Annotated in this window: 24 protein-coding genes; 22 read left to right on the forward strand and 2 right to left on the reverse strand. The window is 63.6% G+C overall.

Going from position 1 to position 25,728, the window contains the following annotated elements; translation table 11 throughout:
• The first annotated feature begins 414 nt into the window (after window positions 1-414).
• The 8 genes from recR to NKH21_RS16055 all read left to right on the forward strand — a co-directional run bounded on the left by recR (window position 415) and on the right by NKH21_RS16055 (window position 9,343).
• Window positions 415-1,020 (forward strand): recombination mediator RecR, encoded by a 606-nt coding sequence (gene recR, locus NKH21_RS16020; RefSeq protein WP_352448580.1) that lies wholly within the window; start codon window positions 415-417, stop codon window positions 1,018-1,020.
• A gap of 174 nt (window positions 1,021-1,194) precedes the next feature.
• The gene (locus NKH21_RS16025) at window positions 1,195-2,466 is read left to right on the forward strand and encodes a lytic murein transglycosylase (protein ID WP_352866132.1); all 1,272 of its coding nucleotides are present in this window, start codon (window positions 1,195-1,197) and stop codon (window positions 2,464-2,466) included.
• Between the two features lie 201 nt (window positions 2,467-2,667).
• Entirely contained in the window at window positions 2,668-4,311 is a 1,644-nt protein-coding gene (locus NKH21_RS16030; protein WP_352866135.1) for an ABC transporter substrate-binding protein, read from the forward strand.
• Window positions 4,312-4,329: 18 nt separating this feature from the next.
• The gene (locus NKH21_RS16035) at window positions 4,330-5,397 is read left to right on the forward strand and encodes an ABC transporter permease (RefSeq protein WP_352866138.1); all 1,068 of its coding nucleotides are present in this window, start codon (window positions 4,330-4,332) and stop codon (window positions 5,395-5,397) included.
• Window positions 5,398-5,410: 13 nt separating this feature from the next.
• Window positions 5,411-6,331 (forward strand): nickel transporter permease, encoded by a 921-nt coding sequence (gene nikC, locus NKH21_RS16040; protein WP_352866141.1) that lies wholly within the window; start codon window positions 5,411-5,413, stop codon window positions 6,329-6,331.
• A gap of 10 nt (window positions 6,332-6,341) precedes the next feature.
• Window positions 6,342-7,175, forward strand: a complete 834-nt coding sequence (locus NKH21_RS16045; protein ID WP_352664307.1) for an ABC transporter ATP-binding protein — start codon at window positions 6,342-6,344, stop codon at window positions 7,173-7,175.
• Window positions 7,172-7,921 carry an ABC transporter ATP-binding protein gene (locus NKH21_RS16050; RefSeq protein WP_352664305.1) on the forward strand — a complete coding sequence of 250 codons (750 nt, stop codon included), beginning with the start codon at window positions 7,172-7,174 and terminating at the stop codon, window positions 7,919-7,921. Before NKH21_RS16045 ends, NKH21_RS16050 begins: the two co-directional genes overlap by 4 nt.
• 144 nt (window positions 7,922-8,065) lie before the next feature.
• Entirely contained in the window at window positions 8,066-9,343 is a 1,278-nt protein-coding gene (locus NKH21_RS16055) for a 4-aminobutyrate--2-oxoglutarate transaminase (RefSeq protein WP_352866144.1), read from the forward strand.
• Window positions 9,344-9,405: 62 nt separating this feature from the next.
• On the opposite strand, the gene NKH21_RS16060 is transcribed toward NKH21_RS16055, so the two are convergent.
• Window positions 9,406-10,008, reverse strand: coding sequence for a sulfotransferase family protein (locus NKH21_RS16060; protein WP_352866147.1), 603 nt, complete (start codon window positions 10,006-10,008; stop codon window positions 9,406-9,408).
• A 116-nt stretch (window positions 10,009-10,124) separates the two neighbouring features.
• Window positions 10,125-11,378 (reverse strand): NAD(P)/FAD-dependent oxidoreductase, encoded by a 1,254-nt coding sequence (locus tag NKH21_RS16065; protein WP_352866150.1) that lies wholly within the window; start codon window positions 11,376-11,378, stop codon window positions 10,125-10,127.
• Between the two features lie 425 nt (window positions 11,379-11,803).
• On the opposite strand from NKH21_RS16065, the gene NKH21_RS16070 reads away from it, so the two are divergent.
• The 14 genes from NKH21_RS16070 to lnt all read left to right on the forward strand — a co-directional run bounded on the left by NKH21_RS16070 (window position 11,804) and on the right by lnt (window position 25,688).
• Window positions 11,804-13,093 carry an imelysin family protein gene (locus NKH21_RS16070; RefSeq protein ID WP_352866264.1) on the forward strand — a complete coding sequence of 430 codons (1,290 nt, stop codon included), beginning with the start codon at window positions 11,804-11,806 and terminating at the stop codon, window positions 13,091-13,093.
• Between the two features lie 56 nt (window positions 13,094-13,149).
• On the forward strand, window positions 13,150-13,461 hold the full coding sequence (locus NKH21_RS16075) for a (2Fe-2S)-binding protein (protein ID WP_023676882.1): 312 nt from the start codon (window positions 13,150-13,152) through the stop codon (window positions 13,459-13,461).
• Window positions 13,427-13,912 (forward strand): bacterioferritin, encoded by a 486-nt coding sequence (bfr, locus tag NKH21_RS16080; protein WP_023676883.1) that lies wholly within the window; start codon window positions 13,427-13,429, stop codon window positions 13,910-13,912. Before NKH21_RS16075 ends, bfr begins: the two co-directional genes overlap by 35 nt.
• An 81-nt stretch (window positions 13,913-13,993) precedes the next feature.
• Entirely contained in the window at window positions 13,994-15,532 is a 1,539-nt protein-coding gene (locus NKH21_RS16085) for a di-heme oxidoreductase family protein (RefSeq protein ID WP_502911897.1), read from the forward strand.
• On the forward strand, window positions 15,532-16,605 hold the full coding sequence (locus NKH21_RS16090) for an imelysin family protein (protein WP_352866155.1): 1,074 nt from the start codon (window positions 15,532-15,534) through the stop codon (window positions 16,603-16,605). The genes NKH21_RS16085 and NKH21_RS16090 overlap by 1 nt, the downstream gene beginning before the upstream one ends.
• Window positions 16,606-16,607: 2 nt before the next feature.
• Complete coding sequence (locus NKH21_RS16095) at window positions 16,608-17,714, forward strand: DUF1513 domain-containing protein (protein WP_352866157.1); 1,107 nt, start codon at window positions 16,608-16,610, stop codon at window positions 17,712-17,714.
• Window positions 17,715-17,872: 158 nt separating this feature from the next.
• On the forward strand, window positions 17,873-18,550 hold the full coding sequence (tsaB, locus tag NKH21_RS16100) for a tRNA (adenosine(37)-N6)-threonylcarbamoyltransferase complex dimerization subunit type 1 TsaB (RefSeq protein ID WP_352866159.1): 678 nt from the start codon (window positions 17,873-17,875) through the stop codon (window positions 18,548-18,550).
• Window positions 18,550-19,044 (forward strand): ribosomal protein S18-alanine N-acetyltransferase, encoded by a 495-nt coding sequence (gene rimI / locus NKH21_RS16105; protein ID WP_352866161.1) that lies wholly within the window; start codon window positions 18,550-18,552, stop codon window positions 19,042-19,044. Before tsaB ends, rimI begins: the two co-directional genes overlap by 1 nt.
• A gap of 21 nt (window positions 19,045-19,065) precedes the next feature.
• Complete coding sequence (gene olsA, locus NKH21_RS16110; protein ID WP_352866163.1) at window positions 19,066-19,866, forward strand: lyso-ornithine lipid O-acyltransferase; 801 nt, start codon at window positions 19,066-19,068, stop codon at window positions 19,864-19,866.
• Window positions 19,867-19,929: 63 nt separating this feature from the next.
• The gene (gene miaB, locus NKH21_RS16115) at window positions 19,930-21,339 is read left to right on the forward strand and encodes a tRNA (N6-isopentenyl adenosine(37)-C2)-methylthiotransferase MiaB (RefSeq protein ID WP_352866166.1); all 1,410 of its coding nucleotides are present in this window, start codon (window positions 19,930-19,932) and stop codon (window positions 21,337-21,339) included.
• 83 nt (window positions 21,340-21,422) lie between these two features.
• Window positions 21,423-22,415 (forward strand): PhoH family protein, encoded by a 993-nt coding sequence (locus NKH21_RS16120; RefSeq protein ID WP_473556448.1) that lies wholly within the window; start codon window positions 21,423-21,425, stop codon window positions 22,413-22,415.
• A 17-nt stretch (window positions 22,416-22,432) separates the two neighbouring features.
• A complete protein-coding gene (ybeY, locus tag NKH21_RS16125; RefSeq protein ID WP_352866168.1) occupies window positions 22,433-22,930 on the forward strand; it encodes an rRNA maturation RNase YbeY in 498 nt (165 codons plus the stop codon).
• Between the two features lie 28 nt (window positions 22,931-22,958).
• Window positions 22,959-24,032: a hemolysin family protein gene (locus tag NKH21_RS16130; protein WP_254816261.1), complete on the forward strand. Its 1,074-nt coding sequence runs from the start codon at window positions 22,959-22,961 to the stop codon at window positions 24,030-24,032.
• A 69-nt stretch (window positions 24,033-24,101) separates the two neighbouring features.
• A complete protein-coding gene (lnt, locus tag NKH21_RS16135; RefSeq protein ID WP_352866171.1) occupies window positions 24,102-25,688 on the forward strand; it encodes an apolipoprotein N-acyltransferase in 1,587 nt (528 codons plus the stop codon).
• Window positions 25,689-25,728: the final 40 nt, after the last annotated feature.

Raw genomic sequence — 25,728 nt, forward strand, 5'->3', positions numbered from 1 at the left:
CAAGGTCATGCGCATCGGCCTCGCCGAATTCCACGCCATCAAGTACGGAACCAAACTCAATCTGCAAAATGTGTGAATCCGATAGGTATAGTGACGGGGAGAAGGACGCCTTTGCCAAGGACTTCGCCAATTTCCGGCGCTGCAAAAAGGGTGCCGAGGTCGCGGTTGGCCCTTTCTCCCCGTCACTATACGGGCAGAAATGCCCGGCAGGGCAATGAGGGGCGGCGCAAACCTAAAGCGATTGCCTCCTTGCGCGCCGAACAGCACGCGCCTCAGCAGTGTTCCAAAACCCGCTGAAAAATCTAGACCCTGATCCATTCCGATAGATCGGAATGGGCTCTATCGTCTTGTTTGACCATGATCTTTTCCGAAAACCGGTTTCCACTTTTCGGGATCATGGTCTAAACCGGTGCGATGTCGAAGCGAATCGCCGGTCCCGAGATCGAACGCCTGATCCAGCTGCTGGCCAAGGTGCCGGGGCTCGGCCCGCGTTCGGCACGCCGCGCCGCGCTTCACCTCATCAAGAAGAAGGAGCAGCTGCTGGCGCCGCTCGCTGCCGCCATGGGCGAGGCGGTCGACAAGGTGCGCATCTGCTCGACCTGCGGCAATGTCGATACCTCGGATCCATGCATGATCTGCACTGACCCGCGCCGCGACCCCACTACGCTCATCGTCGTCGAGGACGTGGCCGACCTTTGGGCGCTGGAGCGGGCGACCGCAATGAACGTGCGTTATCATGTGCTCGGCGGCACGCTGTCGCCGCTCGACGGCATTGGCCCCGATGAGCTCAACATCCGTTCGCTGGTCGATCGCGTCGCCGGCGGCGAGGTCAAGGAAGTGATCCTCGCCGTCAACGCCACGGTCGAGGGCCAGACCACCGCGCACTATCTCACCGACCAGCTTTCCGGCTTCGACATCAAGGTGACGCGCCTGGCGCACGGCGTTCCGGTCGGCGGCGAGCTCGATTATCTCGACGAAGGCACGCTGGCCGCCGCACTGCGCTCGCGGACGGTGTTTTGAGGCGAGTTGCAGGGTAGTTCTGAGATGATTGCGTTCCGTCGCGCCCCCCTCTGTCCTGCCGGAAATCTCCCCCACGAGGGGGGAGATCGGACGTCACGCCGGCTTTCGCTAACCTTCAAAGCCGGAGAAAAGGCGCCGCCGTCAAGGCTGGCAATCTCCCCCCAAGTGGGGGAGATGTCCGGCAGGACAGAGGGGGGCGCGACAGAACGTCGGTTTTGCGGATTGGCGATCTTTCTTGCAGTCCTCTTTGCCTTCCTCCTCGCCACCCCCGCCTCCGCCTCAAAGATCGACGACCAGTTCCGCGCCTGGCTTGGCAACGACCTCTGGCCCGAAGCCAAGGCCAAAGGCATCTCCAAGAAAACCTTCGATGCCGCCTTCGACGGCGTCAAGCCGAACCTCAAGCTGCCCGACCTGGTGAAGCCGGGCGAGAAGGCGGCGACGCCGCAGAAGCAGCATCAGGCCGAGTTCGGTTCGCCGGGCGCCTATTTCGCCGAAAGGATAGTCCGAGCGGTGACCGCCGGCGGCCGCACCCGCGAGGCGGCCAATGCGAGCATGCTGGCCGCGATCGAGAAACGCTACGGCGTGCCTGGCGAAGTGCTGCTGGCGATCTGGGGCCGCGAGAGCGGCTTCGGGGCGGCGAAGATGCCTTATGACGCCCTCGAGGTGCTGGGCACCAAGGCGTTCATGTCGACCAAGAAGGAATTCTTCCGCACCGAGCTCGTCGCGGCGCTCGAGATCGTCGAGCGCGGGCTTGCCCCGGTCGACGCGATGAAGTCGTCCTGGGCCGGCGCGCTTGGCCAGCCGCAGTTCATGCCGACATCGTTTCTGAAGCATGCCGTCGATTTCGACGGCGACGGCCGCACCGACATCTGGAATTCGACGCCCGACATACTGGCCTCGATCGCCAATTATCTCGTGGATTATGGCTGGGTCAGGGGCCGCGACTGGGGCTTCGAGGTGACGGTGCCGGACAGCGTCTCGTGCTCGCTCGAAGGTCCCGACCAGGGCAAGAAGATTTCGCAATGGGCTGATATGGGCATCAGGCGTGTGTCGGGTAAACCGTTCCCGGCGAGCGAACTGAAAGCCGAGGGCTTTCTTTTGATGCCGGCCGGGCGTAGCGGCCCGGCCTTCATCGTCACCCCCAATTTCTATGTGCTGAAGCAGTATAACACCAGCGATCTCTATGCCCTGTTCATCGGCCATGGCGCCGATCGCATCGCCCATGGCGACAGCAATTTCTCAGGCAATTGGGGCGCGGTCGGCGGGCTCTACCGCTCCGACATCGCCGCCCTGCAGCGGGCGCTGGAAGCCAAGGGCTACGATGTCGGCAGCGCCGACGGCCTGCCCGGCTTCAAGACGCGCCGCTCGATCGGCAAATGGCAGGCCAGCAACGGCCGTTCCGCTACCTGCTTTCCCGACGCCGACCTGGTTACCGCGCTGAAATAGCCGGATTTTCGCACCGCCGGTCTGGCCCAATCAACCGTTCTGCAAATGCTCGTTGCCGCGCTCGAAACCGCCGGATATGGTGAACCGGAACCGCACAAAAAATTGCCAAGACGACGGTCCGGGGATCACCGTTCGACGCGGCAAGAAATGCCACAACCCTGAGCCGGGAACTCAGGTCAACAAAAACAGGGAACAGTTAAAATGATGATGGAAAAGTTTGCTCTACGCTCCCGCTTCTTGCTCGCGGGCGCGGCCATGTCCGCGCTGCTTCTGGCCGGTGCGCCTGCCTTCGCGGTCACGCCCGCCGACACGCTGGTCGAGGGTTTCGCCATCGACGACATCATCTCCATGGATCCGGGCGAGGCATTCGAATTGTCGACCGCCGAAATCACCGGCAACACCTATGATCTTCTGGTGCGCCTCGACCTCAGCGACACCTCCAAGGTCAAGGGCGATCTCGCGGAAAGCTGGAGCGTCTCCGACGATGGCCTGACCTACACATTCAAGCTCAAGCCCGGCCTCAAATTCGCTTCCGGCAATCCGATCACGGCGGCGGACGTCGCCTATTCGTTCGAGCGCGCCATCAAGCTCGACAAGAGCCCGGCCTTTATTATCGGCCAGTTCGGCATCGATGGCGGCAACGTCACCGAGAAGGCCAAGGCTGTTGATGATACGACGTTCCAGTTCACCGTCGACAAGGCCTATGCGCCGAGCTTCGTGCTGAACTGCCTGTCGGCGACGGTCGCCTCGGTCGTCGACGCCAAGCTGGTCAAGGAGCATGTCGCCGCGGTCACGCCGAGCGCCGACTACAAATGGGACAATGATTTCGGCAATGCCTGGCTGAAGACCGGCTATGCCGGCTCCGGCGCCTTCAAGCTGCGCGAATGGCGCGCCAACGAGGCCGTCGTCCTCGAGCGCAACGACAATTACAACGGTGAAAAGGCAAAGCTTGCGCGGGTCATCTATCGCAACATGAAGGAAAGCTCCGGCCAGCGTCTGGCGCTGGAAGCCGGCGACATCGACGTTGCCCGCAATCTCGAACCGAACGATCTCGACGCGATTGCCAAGAACGCCGACCTCACCACCACCTCAGCGCCGAAGGGCACGGTCTTTTACATCAGCCTCAACCAGAAGAACGCGAACCTCGCCAAGCCCGAGGTTCGCCAGGCCTTCAAATATCTGGTCGACTACGATGCCTTGAGCTCGACCATCCTCAAGGGCATCGGCGAGATCCATCAGACCTTCCTGCCCAAGGGCGTGCTCGGCGAACTGGACGAAAACCCGTTCAAGCTCGACGTGGCCAAGGCCAAGGAACTGCTTGCCAAGGCCGGCCTCGCCGACGGCTTCAGCGTTACCATGGACGTGCGCACCGGGCAGCCGACGACGGGCATGGCGGAATCCATCCAGCAGACGCTGGGACAGGCCGGCATCAAGCTGGAGATCATCCCCGGCGACGGCAAGCAGACGCTGACCAAATACCGCGCCCGCAACCACGACATCTATATCGGCCAGTGGGGCCAGGACTATTTCGACCCGAACTCCAACGCCCAGACCTTTGCTAGCAACCCCGACAATTCGGATGAAGGCAAGACCAAGACGCTGGCCTGGCGCAACGCCTGGGACATCCCGGACCTGACCAAGCAGACCGAAGCGGCTCTGCTCGAGAAGGACGCGGCCAAGCGCGCCGCAATGTACCAGGATCTCGAGAAGAAGATCCTCGACACTAGCCCCTTTGTCATCATCCACCAGCAGCTGGAAGTGGCCGGCCTGCGCAAGAACCTCAAGGGCTTTGCGCTCGGCCCGAGCTTCGACACCAACTTCGTCGGGCCCGTCTCGAAGGAGTGACGCCGGCGGACGCGCCGTATGAGTGTGGCTGAAAGCGAAGTGACAGCAGGGCGCGGCGGCGCCCGCGCCGTTGCCGTGGCCTCATCGATCGCCCGGTTCCTGGTCATCGCGATAACGACCTATCTCGGTCTGCTCGCGGTGACCTTCTTCATCGGCCGCGTGATCCCGATCGACCCGGTGCTGGCGGTGCTCGGCGACCGGGCGCCGGCCAATGTCGTCGAACGCACGCGCCGCGAGATGGGCCTCGACCTGCCGCTGGTCGAGCAGTTCTACATCTATGTCAAACATGCCCTGAACGGTGATTTCGGCACCTCGGTGCTGACCACCAATCCGGTGATGACCGATATTCGCCGCGCCTTTCCCGCGACGCTCGAACTGGCGACGCTGGGGACACTGATCGGTTCGGTGATCGGCGTGCCGCTCGGCGTGCTGGCTGCGGTGCGGCGCGGCAGCATCATCGACCAGGTCGTGCGCATCATCGGCCTTGTCGGCTATTCCGTGCCGATCTTCTGGCTGGGACTGCTGGCGCTGGTGCTGTTCTACGCCAAACTGCAATGGGTAGCCTTTCCCGGCCGCCTCGACGTCGTCTACGAATACACGTTCACGCCGGTTACCGGCTTTTACCTGCTGGATGCACTCTGGCAGCGGCAGTGGGACGTATTTGCCGATGCCTTCCGCCACATCATCCTGCCGGCCTCGCTGCTCGGCTATTTCTCGCTCGCCTATATCAGCCGCATGACGCGCTCCTTCATGCTGAACGAACTCACCCAGGAATACATCGTCGCGGCGCGCGCCAAGGGCCTGTCGGAAACGCGCATCATCTGGGGTCACGCGTTGCGCAACGCCGCGGTGCCGATGGTTACGGTGATCGCTCTGTCCTATGCCGGGCTGCTGGAAGGCTCGGTGCTGACCGAGACGGTGTTTTCGTGGCCGGGCATCGGCCTCTACATCACCAACTCGCTGCAGAACGCCGACATGAACGCCGTGCTTGGCGGCACGATCATCATCGGCTCGGTCTTCATCGGCATCAATCTTTTGTCCGACCTGCTCTACCGGGTGCTCGACCCAAGGACCAAGGCAGCATGAGGACCAAGGCAGGATGAGCGCAGAAGCGATTCAAACCCGCCGCGACTGGCTGCTCAGCGAGCGGCCGGCGTCGCGCGTGCAGGCAAGGCTCGGCCGCGCCTATGTCGCCTGGCGGCGCTTCTCCGCCAACCGGCTGGCGTTTCTCGGCCTGCTCACCATCATCGCCTTGTTGTTGGTCGCAGCCTTCGCCGACGTACTGGCGCCCTATTCGCCGACATTCGGCGACCTCAAGGGCTCGCGGCTGCTAGCGCCAAGTACGGCGCACTGGTTTGGCACCGACGATCTCGGCCGCGATATCTATTCGCGCATCATCTTCGGCTCGCGCTGGACACTCTACGTCGTCGTTCTGGTTGCCATCATGGCCGCGCCCATCGGCTTGCTGGTCGGCACCGTCGCCGGTTACTCCGGCGGCTGGACCGATGCGATCCTGATGCGCATCACCGACATCTTTCTCGCCTTTCCGAAGCTGATCCTGGCGCTGGCCTTTGTTGCCGCGCTCGGCCCCGGCATCGAAAACGCCGTGCTTGCCATCGCCATCACCTCGTGGCCGCCCTATGCCCGCATCGCGCGCGCCGAAACGCTGACCGTGCGCAATTCCGATTATATCAAGGCGGTGCAGCTGATGGGCGCCTCGCCGTTCCGCATCGTGCTTCGCCACATCATGCCGCTCTGCATCTCCTCGCTGATCATCAGGGTGACGCTCGACATGGCCGGCATCATCCTGACCGCCGCCGGTCTCGGCTTCCTCGGCCTCGGCGCGCAGCCGCCGCTGCCGGAATGGGGTGCGATGATCGCATCGGGCCGCCGCTTCGTGCTCGACCAGTGGTGGGTGGCGGGCGCGCCGGGCTTTGCCATCCTCATCGTCAGCCTCGGCTTCAACCTGCTCGGCGACGGCCTGCGCGACGCGCTCGACCCCCGAAGCGGCGACCAATGAGCGGTGACCAATGAGCACGCTTCTCGAAGTCGACGACCTGCGCGTCACCTTCCCGACGCGCACCGGCCTGATCGAGGCAGTGCGCGGCGTCTCCTTTTCGCTCGGCCGCGAGCGGCTCGGCATCGTCGGCGAGAGCGGTTCGGGCAAGTCGCAGACCGGCCGCGCCATCATGGGCGTCACCCCGCCGCAGGCCGAGGTGACCGCGAAGACGCTTGCTTTCGACGGCATCGACCTGCTGGCGGCCTCGCCGCGCGAGCGCCGGGCGCTGCGCGGCAAGCGTATCGCCATGATCCTGCAGGATCCGAAATATTCGCTCGACCCGGTGATGAGCATCGGCCGCCAGATCGTCGAGACACTGCGCACGCATGAGAAGGTCTCCAGGGCCGAAGCCCGCGACCGCGCGCTGGCCATGCTGGAGGCTGTGCAGATCCGCGATCCGGCCCGTGTCTTCGACCTGCATCCGCACGAGGTTTCCGGCGGCATGGGCCAGCGCGCCATGATCGCCATGATGCTGATCGCCGGGCCGGAGATGATGATCGCCGACGAGCCGACCTCGGCGCTCGACGTCACCGTGCAGCTTGACGTGCTCGGCATCCTCGACCGGCTGGTCAGCGAGCGCGGCATGGGGTTGATCTTCATCTCGCACGATCTGCGCCTGGTCTCGTCCTTCTGCGATCGTGTCATCGTCATGTATGCCGGTAAGGTGGTCGAACAGCTCAAGGCCTCGGAGCTCGGCCGCGCCCAGCATCCCTATACGCGCGGCCTGCTCAACTGCATGCCGAAGATCGGCGCCGACCGCCACCCGCTGCCGGTGCTCGACCGCAAGCCGGAGTGGGCGGCATGACGGCAGCCCTTTCCGTCGACAGGCTGGAGGTGATGTTCGACCGCTTCCGCGCGCTGAAAGGCGTCAGCCTCGAGGTGCAATCCGGTGAATCGTTCGGCCTCGTCGGCGAGTCCGGCTCCGGCAAGTCGACGTTGCTCAGGGCAATCGCCGGCCTGGCGCCTGCCGCATCGGGCACCATTACCGTCAACGGCAAAACGCTCGGCGCGCGCCGCGACAAGGCGTTTTATCGCGAGGTACAGATGGTGTTCCAGGACCCGTACGGCTCGCTGCACCCGCGCCAGACCGTCGACCGCCTGCTGCAGGAGCCACTCGCCATCCACGGCTTCGCCGACGGCGAAAAGCGCATCCAGCGGGCGCTGGACGAGGTCGGCCTGGGCACCGGTTTCCGTTTTCGCTATTCGCATCAATTGTCCGGCGGCCAGCGCCAGCGCGTGGCGATCGCGCGCGCCCTGATCCTGGAACCATCGATCCTGCTGCTCGACGAGCCGACCTCGGCGCTCGACGCTTCGGTGCAGGCCGAGGTGCTGAACCTGCTGGAGGAGATCCGGCGCCGCCGCAAGCTGACCTTCCTGATGGTCAGCCACGACCTCGCCATCATCACCCACATGTGCGAGCGGCTGATGGTGATGCAGAACGGCGAAGCGGTCGAGCACCTCACCGCCGGCGATCTCGTCGAGCGCCGCGTCACCGAGGACTACACGCGCAATCTGCTTCGGGCGAGCGAAGGGTTTGTCAGGACGGCATGAGCGGCGGGCGTTCGGCTGCCGACACCGGCATCGGCAGGCCCAATCGCCCGGCGATGCTGCCAACTTGAGGAAAACCTGAAATAAGCCCAGAAGAGTCTCAACAGCCATCAAACGAGAGCGGGCGCTGGCCCGGTGAGGGATACGATGACAAATTCAGCCATTTCCGAACGCAAGAGCCAGTCGATTTCGCGCGGCGTCGGCATGACCACGCAGATCTATGCCGATCGCGCCGAAAACTCGGAGATCTGGGACGTCGAAGGCCGGCGCTATATCGATTTCTCGTCCGGCATCGCTGTCGTCAACACCGGCCACCGTCATCCGAAGGTGATCGAAGCGGTCAAGGCGCAGCTCGACCGCTTCACCCACACCTGCTACCAGGTCGTGCCCTATGAGAGCTATGTCAGGCTGGCCGAACGGCTCAACGGCATGCTGCCCGGCAAGTTCGACAAGAAGACGATCTTCGTCACCACCGGCGCCGAGGCGGTGGAGAATGCCATCAAGATTGCCCGCAACGCCACCGGCAGGCCGGCGGTCATCGCTTTTTCCGGCGGCTTTCACGGCCGCACCTTCATGGGCATGGCGCTGACCGGCAAGGTCGTGCCCTACAAGGTCGGCTTCGGCGCCATGCCGGCGGATGTCTTCCATGCGCCGTTCCCGGTGGCGCTGCACGGCGTGTCGGTCGCCGATTCGCTGGCGGCGCTCGACCGGCTGTTCAAGGCCGATGTCGATCCGGCCCGCGTCGCCGCGATCATCGTCGAGCCGGTGCAGGGCGAGGGCGGCTTCTACGAGGCGCCGCGCGATTTCATGACCGCATTGCGCAAGATCTGCGACCAGCACGGCATGCTGTTGGTCGCCGACGAAGTGCAGACCGGCTTTGCCCGCACCGGCAAGATGTTCGCCATGGACCACCACGAGGTGGCAGCCGACATCACCACCATGGCCAAGAGCCTGGCCGGCGGCTTCCCGCTGGCGGCGGTCACCGGGCGTGCCGAGATCATCGATGCGCCGAACCCCGGCGGGCTCGGCGGCACCTATGGTGGCAGCCCGATCGGCGTTGCCGCGGCGCATGCGGTGCTCGACGTCATCGACGAGGAGAAGCTCTGCGACCGTGCCAACACGCTGGGCAACCGTCTGAAGCAGCGTCTGCAATCGATCCGCGACGAGACGCCGGAGATCGTCGATATCAGAGGCCCCGGCTTCATGAACGCGGTCGAGTTCAACGACGTGAAGAAGGGCCTGCCGTCGCCGGAACTCGCCAATGCGGTCCGGGTGAAGGCGCTCGACAAGGGCCTGATCCTGCTGACCTGCGGCGTCTACGGCAACGTCATCCGCTTCCTCGCGCCGATCACCATCCAGGATGGCGTCATGAACGAAGCGCTCGACATCCTGGAAAGTTCGATCCGCGAGGCCCGCTCCGCCTGAGCGGCGAGGATATCGCCTAGATTCAACTGCGGCGAGGGCCGAGATAGGCGGCAAGCCGCCGTTCAACGCCCTATGCGAGCACGAAATTCGGTAGTCGAATTGGTGCGTGGAAACGGTTCGGAAGGCAACTGTACACCGAGAAAGGCACAAAGCGGCTCCCACCCTTCGGAGGCCTGATAAGTAAGAAGGCGTTCAGGTGGCAGCGTTGATTTCACGGAAGCGTTATGTGCTTCATAGACAGCGATTGCGTGATCACGGTTATCAAATCGACCGCCAAAGACAGTGTTTCCAACCACCGCCACACCAAAGGACTGTGGATCATTGGTAGCAGCATCCATCGTGAGCCCTATTGTTTGCACCATGCTGTCATACCAGGCTTCCGGTTCACGAACTGTCAGGATAACCTTTGCATCAGGGTAGTGGTCACTCACTTCGCGCCAAAAATGCGCCGTTGGCCAATCGACCGCGGAAAGATAGCCGGCATATGCCGCATCCCAGGTCGGGAGTTGTCCCTGGCCGGCGGCGCGCCACAGCGCCTTCTGCTCGGGATTGGCGTGGACATCTGCCATGTGATGACACGGCCCGAACCCAAGATGCTCCAACGCGAGCTTCAGCGAATATGTGCCAGTGCGACCCATGCCTGCGCCAATGACAAATAGAGCCATGAGCACCCCCCGACGATTTCAATTGGTCAAAATACCGCTGTTTCCTTTACTTCGCTATACGTTTTGAAGGTCAGCTCCCGGTCGAACTCGGTCATTCAGGGTGATTGGGTTTGATCTTATCCCGCAGCGCGGGCAGGCTCTGCCTGCTGGAAGGCGGCGAGCGCCGCCTTCAGCCCCTCGGGCCCGGTCGCGACAATCTGCGGCGACGGCGAAAAGCCGGCGCCGAGCATCTTGCGGCCAAGCATATGGTCGCCTGGCCGATTGACCGATTCGATGCCGAGCAGCCGGCTTCCGGCGTAGTGGTAGATCGAGAATTTGTTCTCGGCCACGTCGCCCAGCACGACATGGCTGTCGCCGCCCGCAATCAGGCCGACCATCTGCAGCTTCATGTCGCCGATATCGGACCAGAACCACGGCACCGCCGAGTAATTGTCGGCGTGGCCGACGACGGTGCGCGCGGCAAGCCGCGCCTGGTCAGTGGCGTTCTGTACCGATTCCAGCCGCACATCGCCGCCGGTGAACCAGTGCCGGTAGGAGGCGGCGTCGCCGATGGCGAGGATTTCCGGCACCGACGTGCGCATCTGCTGGTCGACGCGGATGCCGTTGGCGATGGCAATGCCGGCGGCTTCGGCCAATTCGACATTCGGCACGACGCCGATGCCGATGACGACCATCTGCGCCGGCAATCTTTCGCCGGATGAGGTGATAGCAGCCGAAATACGGCCGTTCTCACCCTCCAGCCGTTCGATGGTGGTGCCGGTAAGGATGCGCACACCGGTGGCTTCCAGCCGCTGGCGCACATGGCCGGCGATGACCGGCGCCACGGCGCGGCCGAGCAGCCGGTCGACCGCTTCGACCACCGCAACCTTGCGGCCGGCCGCGGTGAGCGTCGCGGCAATCTCCAGGCCGATGAAGCCGCCGCCGAGGATGACGACCTCCTCGCTTTGCGCGCTCAATTCGCGGATCAGGCGGGCATCGCCGAGCGAGCGCAGCGACACAACGCCGGAAAGCTCCGAACCCGGCAGCGGCAGCAGGCGCGGCCGGGCGCCGGTGGCGAGGATCAGCCGGTCGAACGGCAGCACGCCACCGCCTGATATCTCCAGCCTGTGGCCGCCTGCGTCGATGCGCTCGATCCGGATGCCTGGCCGGAAGTCGATGGTGCTGCCGGTATAAAAAGCTTCGCCACGCAACGGCTGCGGCTTTGCTTGCTGATCCTTGATGAAGGTCTTCGACAGCGGCGGCTTGTGGTAGGGCAATTCGTTTTCGTCGCCGATCAGGATCACCGGGCCGTCATAGCCTTCTTCGCGCAGGCTGGCGGCCGCTTGCACGCCCGCATGACCCGCACCGACAATGACGACCCCGTTCTTCATAACAGCCCGATTCCTCATCCAAATCTAGGACGTCCCGCCAGGTGGCGATTGTCCGGCGCCTCGCAAGAGCGCCGATCCGGGTCGCACCCGGAACGGCCGCCTGTCAACCGAGTCATGCGCCGGCATACCCTATACATCGGCGTTAAAGTTGACAGTTCTAGTTTAGAATAATTCTAAACTGTTGTTTCAATTGAATTTTTTCTACGCCCCCAGTTGACATCCGGTGTCTTCGCCGTTTTATGGAAGCTCGCGCGTCAGCGCATCCCTTTGATGTCTGGGCCTTGAACCCTTTCGATTGGAGGCATTTCGGTGTCTTTCTTCCGCGAACCGCGCGATGGCGCGACCCTTCTTTGCCCGCTGGCAGCTGCCCGCCGCGGCACCGGCATTTCATTGATTCCCAAGGAGAGACAATCATGAGAACGATGATGACCGCGCGGTATGGCGGCAGGCTTGCGGCGATCGGCGCCACCGCGATGCTGACGGCGGCGGTGTTCGTGCTGCCGGCCAAGGCGCAAACCGATGCCAAGGCGGTCATCAAGACTTATTCCGACATCGCGCTCGCCAAATACGAGGATTCGCTGATCACGGCCGAGGCGCTCGACAAGGCTGTCGATGCACTGCTCGCCAAGCCATCGGCCGAAACGCTGAACGCCGCCCGCGAGGCGTGGAAGGCATCGCGCGTTCCCTATCAGCAGACCGAGGTCTATCGCTTCGGTAATGCCATCGTCGACGACTGGGAAGGCAAGGTGAACTCCTGGCCGCTCGACGAAGGCTTGACCGACTATGTCGCCAAGAGCTACGGCACCGAGTCGGACGCCAACGCGCTCTACACCGCCAATGTGATCGCCAACAAGTCGATCGAGATCAACGGCAAGAAGGTCGATGCCACCAATCTGACGCCGGAGTTCCTCTCCGGCACCCTGCAGGAAGCCGGCGGTATCGAGGCAAATGTGGCGACCGGCTATCACGCCATCGAATTCCTGCTTTGGGGGCAAGACCTGCACGGCACCGGTCCGGGGGCTGGCGAGCGGCCCTACACCGATTACGACCTCACCAATTGCACCGGCGGCAATTGCGACCGTCGCGGACAGTACCTAAAATCGGCGAGCGACCTTCTGGTTTCCGATCTCAAGGACATGGTCGACGACTGGAAGGAAGGCGGCGCCGCCCGCAAGAACCTTGTCGATGGCGAGCCGAACGCCGCCATTTCGACCATCTTCACCGGTATGGGCTCGCTGTCCTATGGCGAGCTCGCTGGCGAGCGGATGAAGCTCGGCCTCTTGCTGCACGATCCGGAAGAGGAGCACGATTGCTTCTCCGACAACACCTACAACTCCCATCTTTATGACGCGATCGGCATCCGTGCCGCCTATCACGGCAGCTACACGCGGCTTGACGGCACGGTCGTCGAGGGGCCGTCGGTGGCCGACATGGTCAAGGCGGCCGACCCGGCGGTTGACAAGGAGTTATCGGACAAACTGGACGTCACCATCGCCAAGATGGAGGCCATCAAGGCGCGGGCGCTTGCCGGCGAGGCCTACGACCAGCAGATCGGAGAAGGCGACGCGGAAGGCAACGCCACCGTGCAGGCGGCGATCGACGCACTGGTCGATCAGACCAAGTCGATCGAACGCGCCGTCGGTACCCTGAAGCTCAATGCCATCGCCTTCGAGGGCTCGGACAGCCTCGATTCACCGGACAAGGTGTTCCAGTAAACTATCGAAACCACCAGCCACGCGGCGCAACGAAGCGCCGTTAGCCAGAGCGACAAATGCTGATCTGCCATTGCAACATCATCACCGAAAAGGAGATAGAGCAGACGATCGTCGGACTGCTGGATGAGGACCCCTGGCAGCTGATCGTGCCGGCGAAGGTCTATCATGCCATGCACAAGCGCGGTCGCTGTTGCGGCTGCTTCCCAAATGTGGTCGAAACGATCATTCGGGTCACCGAAAATTACCACGCCCGCTCGGCGGCGAGTGGCGTGGACATCGTTTCACACCTGGATCGCGTCAGAGGCCTGCGCGTCCAATACGGGAGCAGAACGCATGAAAGGCGAACAGCAGATCATCGAGCGGCTTAACGAGGCTCTGTTTCTGGAACTTGGGGCGGTCAATCAATACTGGGTGCATTTCCGGCTGCTGGAAGACTGGGGATACGCCAAGCTGGCGAAGAAGGAACGCGCTGAATCGATCGAGGAAATGCACCATGCCGACCGGCTCGTGGCGCGCATCATCTTCCTCGAGGGCCATCCGAACCTGCAGTCCGTGGCGCCGCTGCGTATCGGGCAGAATGTCAAGGAAGTGCTCGAATCCGATCTTGCCGGCGAATATGACGCGCGCACCGCCTACAAGCGTTCGCGCGAAGTTTGCAACGAAGCAGGCGACTACGTGACGATGAAGCTGTTCGAGGAATTGCTGGCTGACGAGGAAGGTCATATCGACTTCCTCGAGACGCAACTCGACCTGCTCGCCTCGATCGGCGAGGAAAAGTACGGCCAGCTCAACGCGGCGTCGGCCGACGAGGCGGAATAAGGATATGCGGGAATGCGGCGCCCCCTAGATTTCATGCGCCGCTTGCGGCCGGCCGAGCATTGCGGCCTGCCGCCTCAGAAGATGCCGCGATACGGTATCTTTCGCGGCGCCTTTCTTGCCGTGGTGGCGACGCTCACAGCCTCGGCGCTGGCCGGGGCGCCGCAACCGGCGGGGCTTGCCACCAGCCGCACGGATCTGACGCCGAAGGATCTGGCGCGCGTCATCGCCATTACCAGGCCGACCAGCGATTTCTCCAAGCCCGAGCAATTCGAGCTGATGCAGGGCGGCGCCGGCACGTCGAAGAAGGACGTCAACAAGGACGCCTTCTCGCAATCCTCTGCCAACATCAGCTTCGAGGAAGAGGGCACGTTCAAGCTGGGCAATGCCATTTTCCGCAAGAACTGGGTATCCTCGCCATCCTCGACACAGGCCTCGGATGGGCTTGGTCCGCTGTTCAACGAGCGCGCCTGCCAGAACTGTCATCTGAAGGACGGCCGCGGCCATCCGCCGGAAGGCGACAGCGGCACCACGTCGATGTTCCTGCGTCTGGCAAGGGAAGCCAGTACCGAGGAGGAGAAAGCCGCGCTCGCCGATCACAAGGTGCTCAACTTCCCCGACCCGGTCTACGGCACGCAATTGCAGGAATTGGCCGTTGCCGGCCTGCAGGGCGAAGGCAGGATGCATGTCGATTATCAGGAGCAAAAAGTAAAACTGGCGGACGGCAGCACGGTGTCGCTGCACAAGCCGAGCTATTCGGTCGAGGGTCTCGCCTACGGGCCGCTCGGTCCACACACCACGCTGTCGCCGCGCATGACGCCGCCGATGATCGGCCTTGGCCTGGTCGAGCAGATCGCTCCTGCCGACATCCTTGCCCGCACCGACCCGGCCGACCGCGATGGTGACGGGATTTCCGGCAGGCCCAATATAATACGCGACGGCAGCAGCGGTGAACTGACGCTCGGCCGTTTCGGCTGGAAGGCGCAGGCGGCATCGATCCGCCAGCAATCGGCGGATGCTTTTGCCGGCGATATCGGCATTTCGACGCCAGAGGTGCCGAAGCACTGGGGTGATTGCACCCCCGCCGAAAAGACCTGCCTTGCCCTAGCCAACGGTGTGCAAGAGCGTCTCGGTCCGGTCGAAGCGCCGCCGCCGGTCATGGACCTCGTGACCTTCTATTCGCAAAACCTTGCCGTGCCGGCCCGGCGCGATCTCGACAGACCGGACGTGCTCGTCGGCAAAAAACTGTTCTACGATATGGGCTGCATCTCCTGCCATACGCCGAAATTCGTCACCCGTCGCGGCACCCCGAACAGGGCGCAGGCCTTCCAGCTGATCTGGCCTTATTCGGATTTCCTGCTGCATGACATGGGACCCGGCCTTGCCGACGGACAGGCGGTGGGCGAGGCCACGGGAAGTGAATGGCGCACGCCGCCGCTGTGGGGCATCGGACTCACCCAGACCGTCAGCGGCAGCACCTTCTTCCTGCATGACGGGCGCGCACGCAGCCTGGCCGAGGCGATTCTGTGGCATGGCGGCGAGGGCCAGAAGGCGCGTGACCGCTTTGCCGCTGCCGATGCGGCCGATCGCGCCGCGCTGATCAAGTTTCTGGAGTCGCTCTGATGCGGAAGCGTCTTGCACTCGCTCTGATGCTGGTCCTCGCCGGTGCGCTGCCGGCATCCGCGGCGGTGAAGGCTTCGGATGTGATACAGCGGGCGATCGACGGCTTCGTCCGCCCGGCCTATGCCAGGCTGTATGACCATGCGGACAGCTTGACCGAGGCAATGCACGCGCTTTGCAAGACGCCCTCGCAAGACAATCTCGATGCGGCGCGCGCCGAATTCTCGGGTGTCGTGGATGCCTGGTCGGTGGTGGAAATCATCCGTTTGGGGCCGATCGCGGAAAACAACCGGCTTGAGCGCATGCTGTTTTGGCCGGACCGCAAGAGCATCGGCCTGAAGCAGGTGCAGGCAGCACTTGCCGGCAAGGATCCGACAGCCGCCGATCCAGCCCAGCTGGCGACAAAGAGCGTCGCCATGCAAGGGCTCGGCGCACTGGAATTCGTCCTCTACGGTGACGGCGCCGATCAATTGGCCGGCAGGGACGACGCCTATCGCTGCGCCTATGGCGCGGCCATTGCCGGCAATATCGAGGCAATCGCCGGCGACGTCGGCGATGCTTGGACCAAGCCCGACGGCTTCGCCGCGCTCTGGGCCAATCCGGGTCCGCAGAACGCGCTCTACCACAACGGCACTGAAGCGGTGACGGAACTGGTCGGCGTCTTCATCAACGAACTGGAAATGGTCCGCGACGTACGCCTGAAAGGCTTCCTGGGTGCCAAGCCGGAGGCCGATAAACCGAAACAGGCGATCTATTGGCGCTCGCAAAACACCGCCCGCTCGCTGACCGGGAATCTGGGGGGCATGGACGCGCTGTTCCAGGCCTCGCAGCTTGGCGACGCGCTGCCGCCCGATGCGCGCTGGATGGCGGAATCGGTTCACATCCAACTCACCAACGGGATCGAGGCGGCCAAGGCGATCAGAGGACCGATCGACAAGGCACTTGCCGATCCGGCGCTGCGCCGGAAGCTCGACTATTTCTCGCTGGTGACATCCAGCCTGACGACCCTGCTCGGCACCAGGCTGACCGCCGAATTCGGCCTGACCGCCGGGTTCTCGTCGCTGGATGGCGACTGACCATGAGGACGCCGCTGATCGATCGGCGCGATTTCCTGAGGGCCGCAGGCGCCGGGTTCATAACGGCGATGGCGCCGTCGGCCTGGGCAAAGACACTCGACGCCGACGCGGTCTTCGCCACCGCTTTCGTCAAGCGCGACGGCAGCTATGGCGCGGCCGTCCTGTCCGAGGCCGGCAAGTTGTTGCACATGATCGATCTGCCCGATCGGGGCCACGACGTCACCTTCGATCCGGTGTCTAAACGTTCGGTGGTGTTTGCCAGGCAGCCGGGCACCTTTGCTGTCGTCTTCGACCATACCGGCCGCGATGAACCGCACACAATTGCCAGCGTTGCCGGCCGGCATTTCTTCGGCCATGGCGTGTTCTCGGCCGACGGCACGCTGCTCTACGCAACCGAGAACGATTTCGACAATGCCGCCGGCGTCGTCGGCGTCTATGACGCGCATGCGAAATTCAAGCGCATCGGCGAGTTCCCGACCTACGGCACAGGTCCGCACGAGCTTTTGCTGCTTTCCGACGGCAGGACGATTGCTGTGGCCAATGGCGGCATCGAAACACATCCGGATTTCGGCCGCACCGAGCTCAACATTGCGACGATGAGGCCGTCCTATGTGCTGGTCGACCGTCTCACAGGCGATTTCACCGAAAAGCACGAATTACCGCCGGCGCTGCACCAGCTGTCGATCCGCCATATGGATGCCGACCGCTCCGGCACCGTCTGGTTCGGCTGTCAGTACAGGGGGCCGGGTACCGATCGTCCCCCGCTGGTCGGCCGCGCGCCGCGTGGCATGGACTTGAAACTGCTCGACATGTCGCAGGACGTGCTTTCCGGCTTCAGGAACTATATTGGCTCGGTCGCCGCCAACCCTGCCGCCGGCACCATCGCCGTGTCTTCGCCTGAGGGGAATTCGCTTGCCGTGATCGACGCGGCCAGCGGCCGCATCGTCGCCACCAAGGCGTTGGTCGAGGTCTGCGGGGTGGCACCCGATGGGGAAAGCTTCATGGCCACGACCGGCGCCGGCGAGATCGTCGAGGCCGGTGGCTCGATCCATTCCGAGCCGGACTATGTCTGGGACAATCACGTGCTGCGTATCGAGCAGGTCGGCTAGTCCCGATACCTATTGTGGCGATTGCGTGCGGCGAAACTTACATTTTGGACCCGCGCCGAAGCCAAGTCGCCCGACGATTTATCCATTATTCCCTTGCGGGGATCAGCCCTGGCGGGCAGAGGGAACCTGTTTTCGAAACTGTCTCAACCGGCCGCTTCATGAAATTGCTTGCCATCGACTGTGCCGCCAATCTCTGCGCCGCCTGCGTCTACGACGCGGCGGTCGGGAAAGAACTCGGCCGTTCGGTGCTCGATCTCGGCAAGGGTCATGCCGAGCATCTGATGGGTGTCATCGAAGAGGCGTTGGGGACCAGCAGAACCGACTATTCCGACCTCGGCGCCATTGCCGTTTCGACGGGTCCGGGCTCCTTCACCGGTCTGCGCGTCGGCGTCTCGGCGGCGCGCGGCCTTGCGCTGGCGCTGAAAATCCCGGCGATCGGCGTGACGACTCTGGAGGCACTGGCGACGCAAGCGAGAGCGGCATTTCCCGGTCGCGCCGTGCTCGCCGCGCTCGATGCAGGCCGCGAGGAGATCCACGCGGCACTTTACGATGAGAGGTCGGTTCTGGTCTATGGTCCGGCTGTGACCACGCTCTCGCAAGCCGCCGCCATGGCGGTCGACAGATCTGCGGTTCTCGCCGGCACCGCGACGTCGCAAATTGTCGCCTCGATCGGGCGCGCTTTTGACACCGGCCCGGTAGGGGCCACCGCCGACATCGCCGTCTATGCCCGGCTGGCGACTGCTAAGGACGATGGTGAAAAGCCGAAGCCGTTGTATTTGCGCGGCGCGGACGCCAAGCCGCAGGCCGGCTTTGTTTTGTCGAGGCAAAAAAACTGATGCGCATTCCCTTCCTCCAGCCGCGTCGCAGGGACTATGCGATCGAGCCGCTGACGATTGCCGACAGCACGGCAATGTCGGTGCTGCATCGCGAGGATTTCGCGCGGCCGTGGACCGCCGACGAATTCGCCGCGCTGCTTGAGCAGGACACTGTGTTCGGCTATGCCGCGCGCGAGACCGGACAGGGCGCCAAGCCGCCGGTCGGCTTCGTGCTGGCGCGGCTGGCGGCCGGCGAGGGGGAGATACTGACGGTCGCGGTGGCACGCTCGCATCGGCGCCAGGGGCTCGGCTGGCAATTGATGGATGCGGTGCTGCGTGAACTGCACGCACAGCGCGCCGAGGCACTTTTCCTCGAGGTCGACGAGACCAATGTCGCCGCGATTGCGCTCTACCGGCGGCTCGGCTTCCGCGAGGTCGGCAAGCGCGCCAACTATTACAAGTCGCCGGAACACGGCCCGACCGGCGCGCTTGTCATGCGCCGCGATCTTCGCTAGCCAAACGCCGGGGTGGTGCGGATGATCGGAAAAATCAGGATTTTCCTGGCGCTTGGGCTGGTTGTCGTCGGCTCCTTGGTGCTTGTGCCTTTGCAGGTCCTGTCGATGAAGACCGGGCTCTGGCGCGAGACCTTCATCCTGAAGATCTGGCACAGGATGATCGTCAGGGCGCTGGGGCTGCGCATCCATGTCAAGGGGGCGCTGTCCGGCCAGCGCCCATTGCTGGTTGCCGCCAACCACATCTCCTGGACCGACATCATGGTGCTGGGGTCGATGGTCGACGTGACGTTCATCGCCAGGGCCGACATGGCCGGCTGGCCGCTGATCGGCATGCTGTCGAAGCTGCAGCGCACCGTCTTCATCGAACGTGAGCGCAAACGTTCGTCGGGCGACCAGGCGAGCGAGATCGCCGCCCGCATGGCCAAGGGCGACGCCATGGTGCTGTTCGCCGAAGGCTCGACCGGCGACGGCAACATGATCCTGCCGTTCAAGAGCACGCTGTTCGGCGCCGCTACAATGGCGATTGCTGAAGGGGCGGCCGAACAGGTCTTCATCCAGCCGGTGGCGATCGTCTATACGCGCCTGCATGGCGTGCCGCTCGGGCGCCGGCATCGGCCGGTTGCCGCCTGGATTGGCGACGAGGAGCTGATGCCGCACCTCAAGGTGCTGATGGCCGAGGGCGCTCTCGACGTCGAGGTGCATTTTGGCGAGGCGATCGCTTTCTCCAAGGGCTCGAGCCGCAAGGAGACGGCAAAGCAGATGGAACGCCAGGTGCGCGAGATGGTGCAGGCGGCGCTCGCCGAACCGCGCCCAAGCCGGTAGTCTGCGCAGGTTCCGGCCAGATTCGTCTGTTTTTTGTCAGGGAAAGGCGCTAGAAGCCGCGAAATGGAATTGAACACGATAGAGCGCGACGACATCGGCGCTGCCGCCGAAGACCTGGTCGTTCCGGCTGCCGCGACCAGGAAGGTCTTCGTCAAGACCTATGGCTGCCAGATGAACGTCTACGATTCGCAGCGCATGACCGATGCTTTGGCGGCCGATGGCTATGCCGCGACCGATGCCATCGGCGAGGCCGATCTGGTGCTGCTCAACACCTGCCACATCCGCGAGAAAGCGGCGGAAAAGGTCTATTCCGAACTTGGGCGCATCCGTGAGTTGAAGGCGGAACGTGCCAAGACCGGGCGCGAAATGCTGGTCGGCGTCGCCGGCTGTGTGGCGCAGGCCGAGGGTGCTGAGATCATCCGCCGCTCGCCGGCCGTCGATCTGGTCATCGGCCCGCAGACCTATCACCGGCTGCCCGGTGTGCTGGCGAGGGCACGGAGCGGCGAAAAGATCGTCGAGACCGACTATGCCGTCGAGGACAAGTTCGAGCATCTGCCGCAGCCAAAGCGCGCCGAACTGATCAGGCGCGGCGTGACCGCGTTCTTGACCGTTCAGGAAGGCTGCGACAAGTTCTGCACCTTCTGTGTCGTGCCCTATACGCGCGGCTCGGAAGTCTCGCGGCCGGTGGCACAGATCGTCGCCGAGGCCGAGCGCCTGGCGGATGCCGGCGTGCGCGAGGTGACGCTGCTCGGCCAAAACGTTAACGCCTGGCACGGAAGAGGCGAAAACGGCGAGGAATGGGGCCTTGGCCGGCTGCTGTTCAGGCTGGCTGAGATTCCGGGTCTGGCGCGGCTGCGCTACACGACCAGCCATCCGCGCGACATGGACGATGAATTGATCGCCGCCCATCGTGATTTGCCTGCGCTGATGCCCTATCTACATTTACCGGTGCAATCCGGCTCCGACCGCATACTCAAGGCGATGAACCGCAGGCATATGGCCAAGGACTATCTGACGTTGATCGACCGCATCCGTGCCGCACGGAACGACGTCGCACTGTCCGGCGATTTTATCGTCGGCTTTCCCGGTGAGACGGAGGCGGATTTCAAGGCGACGATGCAGTTGGTCGAAGACGTCAACTATGCCTCGGCCTTCTCGTTCAAATACTCTCCGCGCCCCGGCACGCCGGGCGCCGAGATGAGCGATCACGTGCCGGAGGCCGTCAAGGACGAGCGCCTGCAGCGGCTGCAGGCGCTGCTTCTGAAACAGCAGCAGCATTTCGGCGCAAGCCTGGTCGGCAGGACTATCGACACGCTGATCGAAAAGCCGGGCCGCCAGGCCGGCCAGAAGGTTGGCCGCTCGCCGTGGCTGCAGCCGGTTATTGTTGATGAAAAGGCCGGCGAAATCGGTGACATTATCCAGGTACGAATCACGAAGACGGGCTACAACAGCCTGTTCGCCGAATTGGCCTGAAGGCCTCGGCAGATGAGGAGAGACGGTTGAGCGCTGCTGAAGTCAAGAACCTGCCCCAGAATCTACCCTCCGGGGCCTCGGATATGGCGCACATCGTACTGACTTTCGACAATAACAAGCTTGCCAGCGCCCTTTACGGCCAGTTCGACGAGAATCTGGCCAGGCTCGAGCAGAAGCTCGGCGTCGATATCCGCTCGCGCGGCAATCAATTGACCATCAAGGGCTCCTCTTCGGCCGCTGAGCAGGCGCGCCGTGCCTTGGACAATCTTTACGGCATCCTCCAGAAAGGCACCGATATCGGCCAGTCCGATGTCGACGGCGCGGTACGCATGGCGATCGCCTCCGACGACCAGCTGACGCTGCCGACGCTGGAGCGCAAGGGCAAGGTGTCCGCCGCCCAGATATCGACGCGCAAGAAGACCATCTATGCCCGCTCGCTCAACCAGGACGCCTATATGCGCGCGCTGGAGCGGTCGGAACTCGTCTTCGGCATCGGCCCGGCCGGCACCGGAAAGACCTATCTGGCGGTGGCGCATGCGGCAATGCTGCTCGAACGCGGCATGGTCGAACGCATCGTGCTGTCGCGCCCCGCGGTCGAGGCCGGTGAACGGCTTGGCTTTCTGCCGGGCGACATGAAGGAGAAGGTCGATCCCTATCTGCGGCCGCTCTATGATGCGCTCTACGACATGATGCCGGCCGACAAGGTCGAGCGGGCGATCGCCGCCGAGGTCATCGAGATCGCGCCGCTGGCATTCATGCGCGGCCGTACGCTGGCGCACGCCGCCGTCATCCTCGACGAGGCGCAGAACACCACGCCGATGCAGATGAAGATGTTCCTGACCCGGCTCGGCGAGAACTCGCGCATGATCGTCACCGGCGATCCGACCCAGATCGATCTGCCGCCGAACACCAAGTCCGGCCTGGTCGAGGCGTTGAGAATCCTCGACGGCGTCACCGGCATGGTGACCGTACGCTTCAATGAAGGCGACGTCGTCAGGCATCCGCTGGTCGCCGAGATCGTCAAGGCCTACGACCGTGACGGCAAGCTGGCCAGGGGCTTGGGTGTCGAAAGCTGATATGATTATGCGGCCGCATGGCTGAGGAGCAAAAGGCGGGGGCACCGCTTCCCGTCGAAATCGATATCGCGATCGAGGCGGGCGACTGGCCCGACGAGGCGGCGCTGATGCGGCTTGTCGACCGTGCGGTCTCGGCCGCCTTTGCCGAAACCGGCGCGGAGGGCCGTTCCGAGCTTAGCATCGTCTTTTCCGACGATGCCCATATCCGTACGCTCAATGCCGGCTGGCGCGGCAAGGACAAGCCGACCAACGTCCTGTCTTTTCCGGCTTTTCCGTTTGCCAGGGGCGGGCCTCTGCCGCCGATGCTCGGCGACATCGTGCTGGCCGCCGAGACTGTCGCGCGCGAAGCGGCACTGGAACATAAGCCGCTCGAGGACCATATCTCCCATCTCGTCATTCATGGCCTGCTGCATTTGCTGGGCTATGATCACGAAACGGATGCCGAAGCGGAACTGATGGAAGTGACAGAGCGCGCAGCACTTGCGAGGCTTGCCATTCCCGATCCCTACACGTAATTACAAAAGACCAATTGACCGGACGATGATGAACGACAAACCAGAGACTGCCGCCCGCTCCGACGCCGGCAGTGCGATCAAGCCTTCCGAAACGACGGAAGAGGGCTCGAGTCCGAGTACCACGACCGGCAGCTTCGCCAGCGAGGCATCGCCTGCCGGTCCTTCCCTGTTCGATCGCGTGCTCGGGCTTTTCAGGCACCGCAACGGCACCAGTCTGCGCGAGGAGATTGCCGGTGCGCTTGCCGAAACGGCGAGCGATGCAGAATCCTTCTCGCCCGGCGAACGCGCCATGCTCAACAACATCCTGCGCCTGCGCGAAGTGCGGGTCGAGGACGTCATGGTGCCGCGCGCCGACATCGAGGCGGTCGAGATCACGACGAAGCTTGGCGATCTTCTGGGGCTGTTCGAACAGTCCGGCCACTCCCGCATGCCGGTTTATTCGGAGACGCTCGACGATCCGCGCGGCATGGTTCATATCCGCGACGTGCTGGCGCACATCACCAAGGTCGCCCGCGTCAGAAAGGGCAGGACGACCAGGAAAACTCCGGTCGCGACGGTTCTCGATCTCGCCCAGGTCGATCTGGCGCGCACCATCGGCGATCTCAACCTGATCCGACCGGTGCTGTTCGTGCCGCCGTCGATGCTCGCCTCCGACCTGATGGGGCGAATGCAGACGACGCGCACCCAGATGGCGCTGGTCATCGACGAATATGGCGGCACCGACGGTCTTGTCTCGCTCGAGGATATTGTCGAGATGGTGGTCGGCGACATCGAGGACGAGCATGACGAAGACGAGCCGATGATCACCCAGGCCGGCGAAGGCGTCTTCATCGTCGACGGCAAGGCCGAGATCGACGACGTCGCCAAGATGATCGGCGAGGATTTCGCCGCCGGCGAGCACGGCGAATATGTCGACACGATCGGCGGTATGATCTTCAACACGCTTGGCCGGGTGCCGGCGCGCGGCGAAGTGGTGCAGGCCATACCCGGCTTCGAGTTCCATGTGCTCGACGCCGATCCGCGCCGCGTCAAGCGCGTGCGCATCGTCGAGACCCTGAAGGGCGAGCGGCGCCGCCGCGCCGTCCGCACCGAGCAGGCTTAGGGTTTGTTTGGAGCCAAGCCCGCGGCCTGATAAATCTTGCTTCCTGATTCGCACGACTCGGAAGCATTGATGGAGCGCCAGGCCGGCCGGATAATTCTGCTTTGGGGCTGGCGGCGCGCGCTGGTGGCGTTTCTTGCCGGGGCGCTGGCGGTTCTTGCCCAGGCGCCTTATGATTTCTTCGCCGTCTGCTTCGTTTCGTTCCCGCTGCTGGTGTGGCTCCTCGATGGCGCGACCAGCGAAGCCTCGGACGGTTTTCTGCGGCGCTTGCGGCCGGCTTTCGCCACCGGCTGGTGGTTCGGTTTCGGCTACTTTCTTGCCGGTCTCTGGTGGGTCGGCTCGGCGCTTCTGGTCGAGGCCGACAGCTTTGCCTGGGCTTTGCCGTTCGCGGTGGTCGGCATCCCCCTCGCGCTGGCCTTCTTTTACGGTTTCGCTGCCGTGGTTGCCCGGCTGTTGTGGAGCAACGACATTGGCCGCATCGCCGCGCTGGCCTTCGGCTTTGCGCTGGCGGAATGGCTGCGCGGCTTCCTGTTCACGGGCTTTCCGTGGAATGCCGTCGGCTATGCGGCGATGCCGGTGCCTTTGCTGATGCAGAGCGTCTCGGTGACCGGCATGGTCGGCATGAACGCGCTTGCGGTCTTCGTCTTCGCGCTGCCGGCGCTGCTTGCGGCGCGCCGGCATCTTCGCCTCGGCGCGGCATTGCTTGTCGTTCTCGTCGCCGCCCATGCCGGCTTCGGGTATATCCGGCTCGCCGCCCCCGAAAAGCCGGCTGCCCGCAGCCTCGACGTCCGTATCGTGCAGCCTGCCGTCGACCTCACGGAAAAATGGGATGCCTCGGTGCGTGACCGCATTTTCGCCACCATGATGGGGCTTTCGGCCAAGGCGCCGGAACCCGGCCATGACAGGCCGCAATTGATCCTGTGGCCGGAGACGTCCGTGCCGTTTCTGTTCACCGAACGTCCGGATGCCCTGCCTGCGATCGGAGAGATGCTTGGCGATGGCCAGATGCTGGTCGCCGGCGTCGTTCGCGAGGAAAGCGGCTCGGCGGCCGGCAGCCGTTACTACAACTCTGTGGTGGCGATCGACGAAAGGGGCGAAATCGTCGATGCCGTCGACAAGGTCCACCTGGTACCCTTCGGCGAATACCTGCCTTTCGCCGATCTGCTCGGCCGCTTCGGGCTTGAGCAGCTTGTTGCCGGTCCGATGACCTTCGCGGCCGGCAATGAGCGGCACCCGATCGCGCTGCCCGGCGGTATCCGGGCGCTGCCGTTTATTTGCTATGAGGTCATCTTTCCCGATCTGGTCGCGGTTGACGCAACGGCAGCCGAGCTTATTGTGAATGTCACCAATGACGCCTGGTTCGGCGACACGCCGGGGCCGTACCAGCACTTCCGGCAGGCGCAGATCCGGGCGGTGGAGAATGGGGTACCCCTGTTGCGCGCGGCTAATAACGGCATTTCGGCCGTTGTCGACCCGCGCGGTCGCATCGTCGACGCGCTGGCAATCGATGCACGCGGCGCCATCGATGTGCGTGTGCCGATCTCCAACCAAGCCATCGTTTCCTCCAGCCAACGACGCATTAACGGAATGCTGATCATGTTTTTGCTTGCCGTTGCGGCATGCATTTTGAACGTAAGGCAAAGGCTACGGGCGAATTGACAGCCGACACATTAGAAACTCATACTGTAAGCGCCTGAAA

This window comes from Mesorhizobium sp. M1329, assembly GCF_040318035.1.
Taxonomy (GTDB): Bacteria; Pseudomonadota; Alphaproteobacteria; order Rhizobiales; family Rhizobiaceae; genus Mesorhizobium.

Bases quoted from the DNA above. Each gene is read 5' to 3' on its own strand.
- recR (WP_352448580.1), top strand. From the start codon at position 415: ATGTCGAAGCGAATCGCCGGTCCCGAGATCGAACGCCTGATCCAGCTG.
- NKH21_RS16025 (WP_352866132.1), top strand. From the start codon at position 1,195: ATGTCCGGCAGGACAGAGGGGGGCGCGACAGAACGTCGGTTTTGCGGA.
- NKH21_RS16030 (WP_352866135.1), top strand. From the start codon at position 2,668: ATGATGATGGAAAAGTTTGCTCTACGCTCCCGCTTCTTGCTCGCGGGC.
- NKH21_RS16035 (WP_352866138.1), top strand. From the start codon at position 4,330: ATGAGTGTGGCTGAAAGCGAAGTGACAGCAGGGCGCGGCGGCGCCCGC.
- nikC (WP_352866141.1), top strand. From the start codon at position 5,411: ATGAGCGCAGAAGCGATTCAAACCCGCCGCGACTGGCTGCTCAGCGAG.
- NKH21_RS16045 (WP_352664307.1), top strand. From the start codon at position 6,342: ATGAGCACGCTTCTCGAAGTCGACGACCTGCGCGTCACCTTCCCGACG.
- NKH21_RS16050 (WP_352664305.1), top strand. From the start codon at position 7,172: ATGACGGCAGCCCTTTCCGTCGACAGGCTGGAGGTGATGTTCGACCGC.
- NKH21_RS16055 (WP_352866144.1), top strand. From the start codon at position 8,066: ATGACAAATTCAGCCATTTCCGAACGCAAGAGCCAGTCGATTTCGCGC.
- NKH21_RS16060 (WP_352866147.1), bottom strand. From the start codon at position 10,008: ATGGCTCTATTTGTCATTGGCGCAGGCATGGGTCGCACTGGCACATAT.
- NKH21_RS16065 (WP_352866150.1), bottom strand. From the start codon at position 11,378: ATGAAGAACGGGGTCGTCATTGTCGGTGCGGGTCATGCGGGCGTGCAA.
- NKH21_RS16070 (WP_352866264.1), top strand. From the start codon at position 11,804: ATGACCGCGCGGTATGGCGGCAGGCTTGCGGCGATCGGCGCCACCGCG.
- NKH21_RS16075 (WP_023676882.1), top strand. From the start codon at position 13,150: ATGCTGATCTGCCATTGCAACATCATCACCGAAAAGGAGATAGAGCAG.
- bfr (WP_023676883.1), top strand. From the start codon at position 13,427: ATGAAAGGCGAACAGCAGATCATCGAGCGGCTTAACGAGGCTCTGTTT.
- NKH21_RS16085 (WP_502911897.1), top strand. From the start codon at position 13,994: ATGCCGCGATACGGTATCTTTCGCGGCGCCTTTCTTGCCGTGGTGGCG.
- NKH21_RS16090 (WP_352866155.1), top strand. From the start codon at position 15,532: ATGCGGAAGCGTCTTGCACTCGCTCTGATGCTGGTCCTCGCCGGTGCG.
- NKH21_RS16095 (WP_352866157.1), top strand. From the start codon at position 16,608: ATGAGGACGCCGCTGATCGATCGGCGCGATTTCCTGAGGGCCGCAGGC.
- tsaB (WP_352866159.1), top strand. From the start codon at position 17,873: ATGAAATTGCTTGCCATCGACTGTGCCGCCAATCTCTGCGCCGCCTGC.
- rimI (WP_352866161.1), top strand. From the start codon at position 18,550: ATGCGCATTCCCTTCCTCCAGCCGCGTCGCAGGGACTATGCGATCGAG.
- olsA (WP_352866163.1), top strand. From the start codon at position 19,066: ATGATCGGAAAAATCAGGATTTTCCTGGCGCTTGGGCTGGTTGTCGTC.
- miaB (WP_352866166.1), top strand. From the start codon at position 19,930: ATGGAATTGAACACGATAGAGCGCGACGACATCGGCGCTGCCGCCGAA.
- NKH21_RS16120 (WP_473556448.1), top strand. From the start codon at position 21,423: ATGGCGCACATCGTACTGACTTTCGACAATAACAAGCTTGCCAGCGCC.
- ybeY (WP_352866168.1), top strand. From the start codon at position 22,433: ATGGCTGAGGAGCAAAAGGCGGGGGCACCGCTTCCCGTCGAAATCGAT.
- NKH21_RS16130 (WP_254816261.1), top strand. From the start codon at position 22,959: ATGAACGACAAACCAGAGACTGCCGCCCGCTCCGACGCCGGCAGTGCG.
- lnt (WP_352866171.1), top strand. From the start codon at position 24,102: ATGGAGCGCCAGGCCGGCCGGATAATTCTGCTTTGGGGCTGGCGGCGC.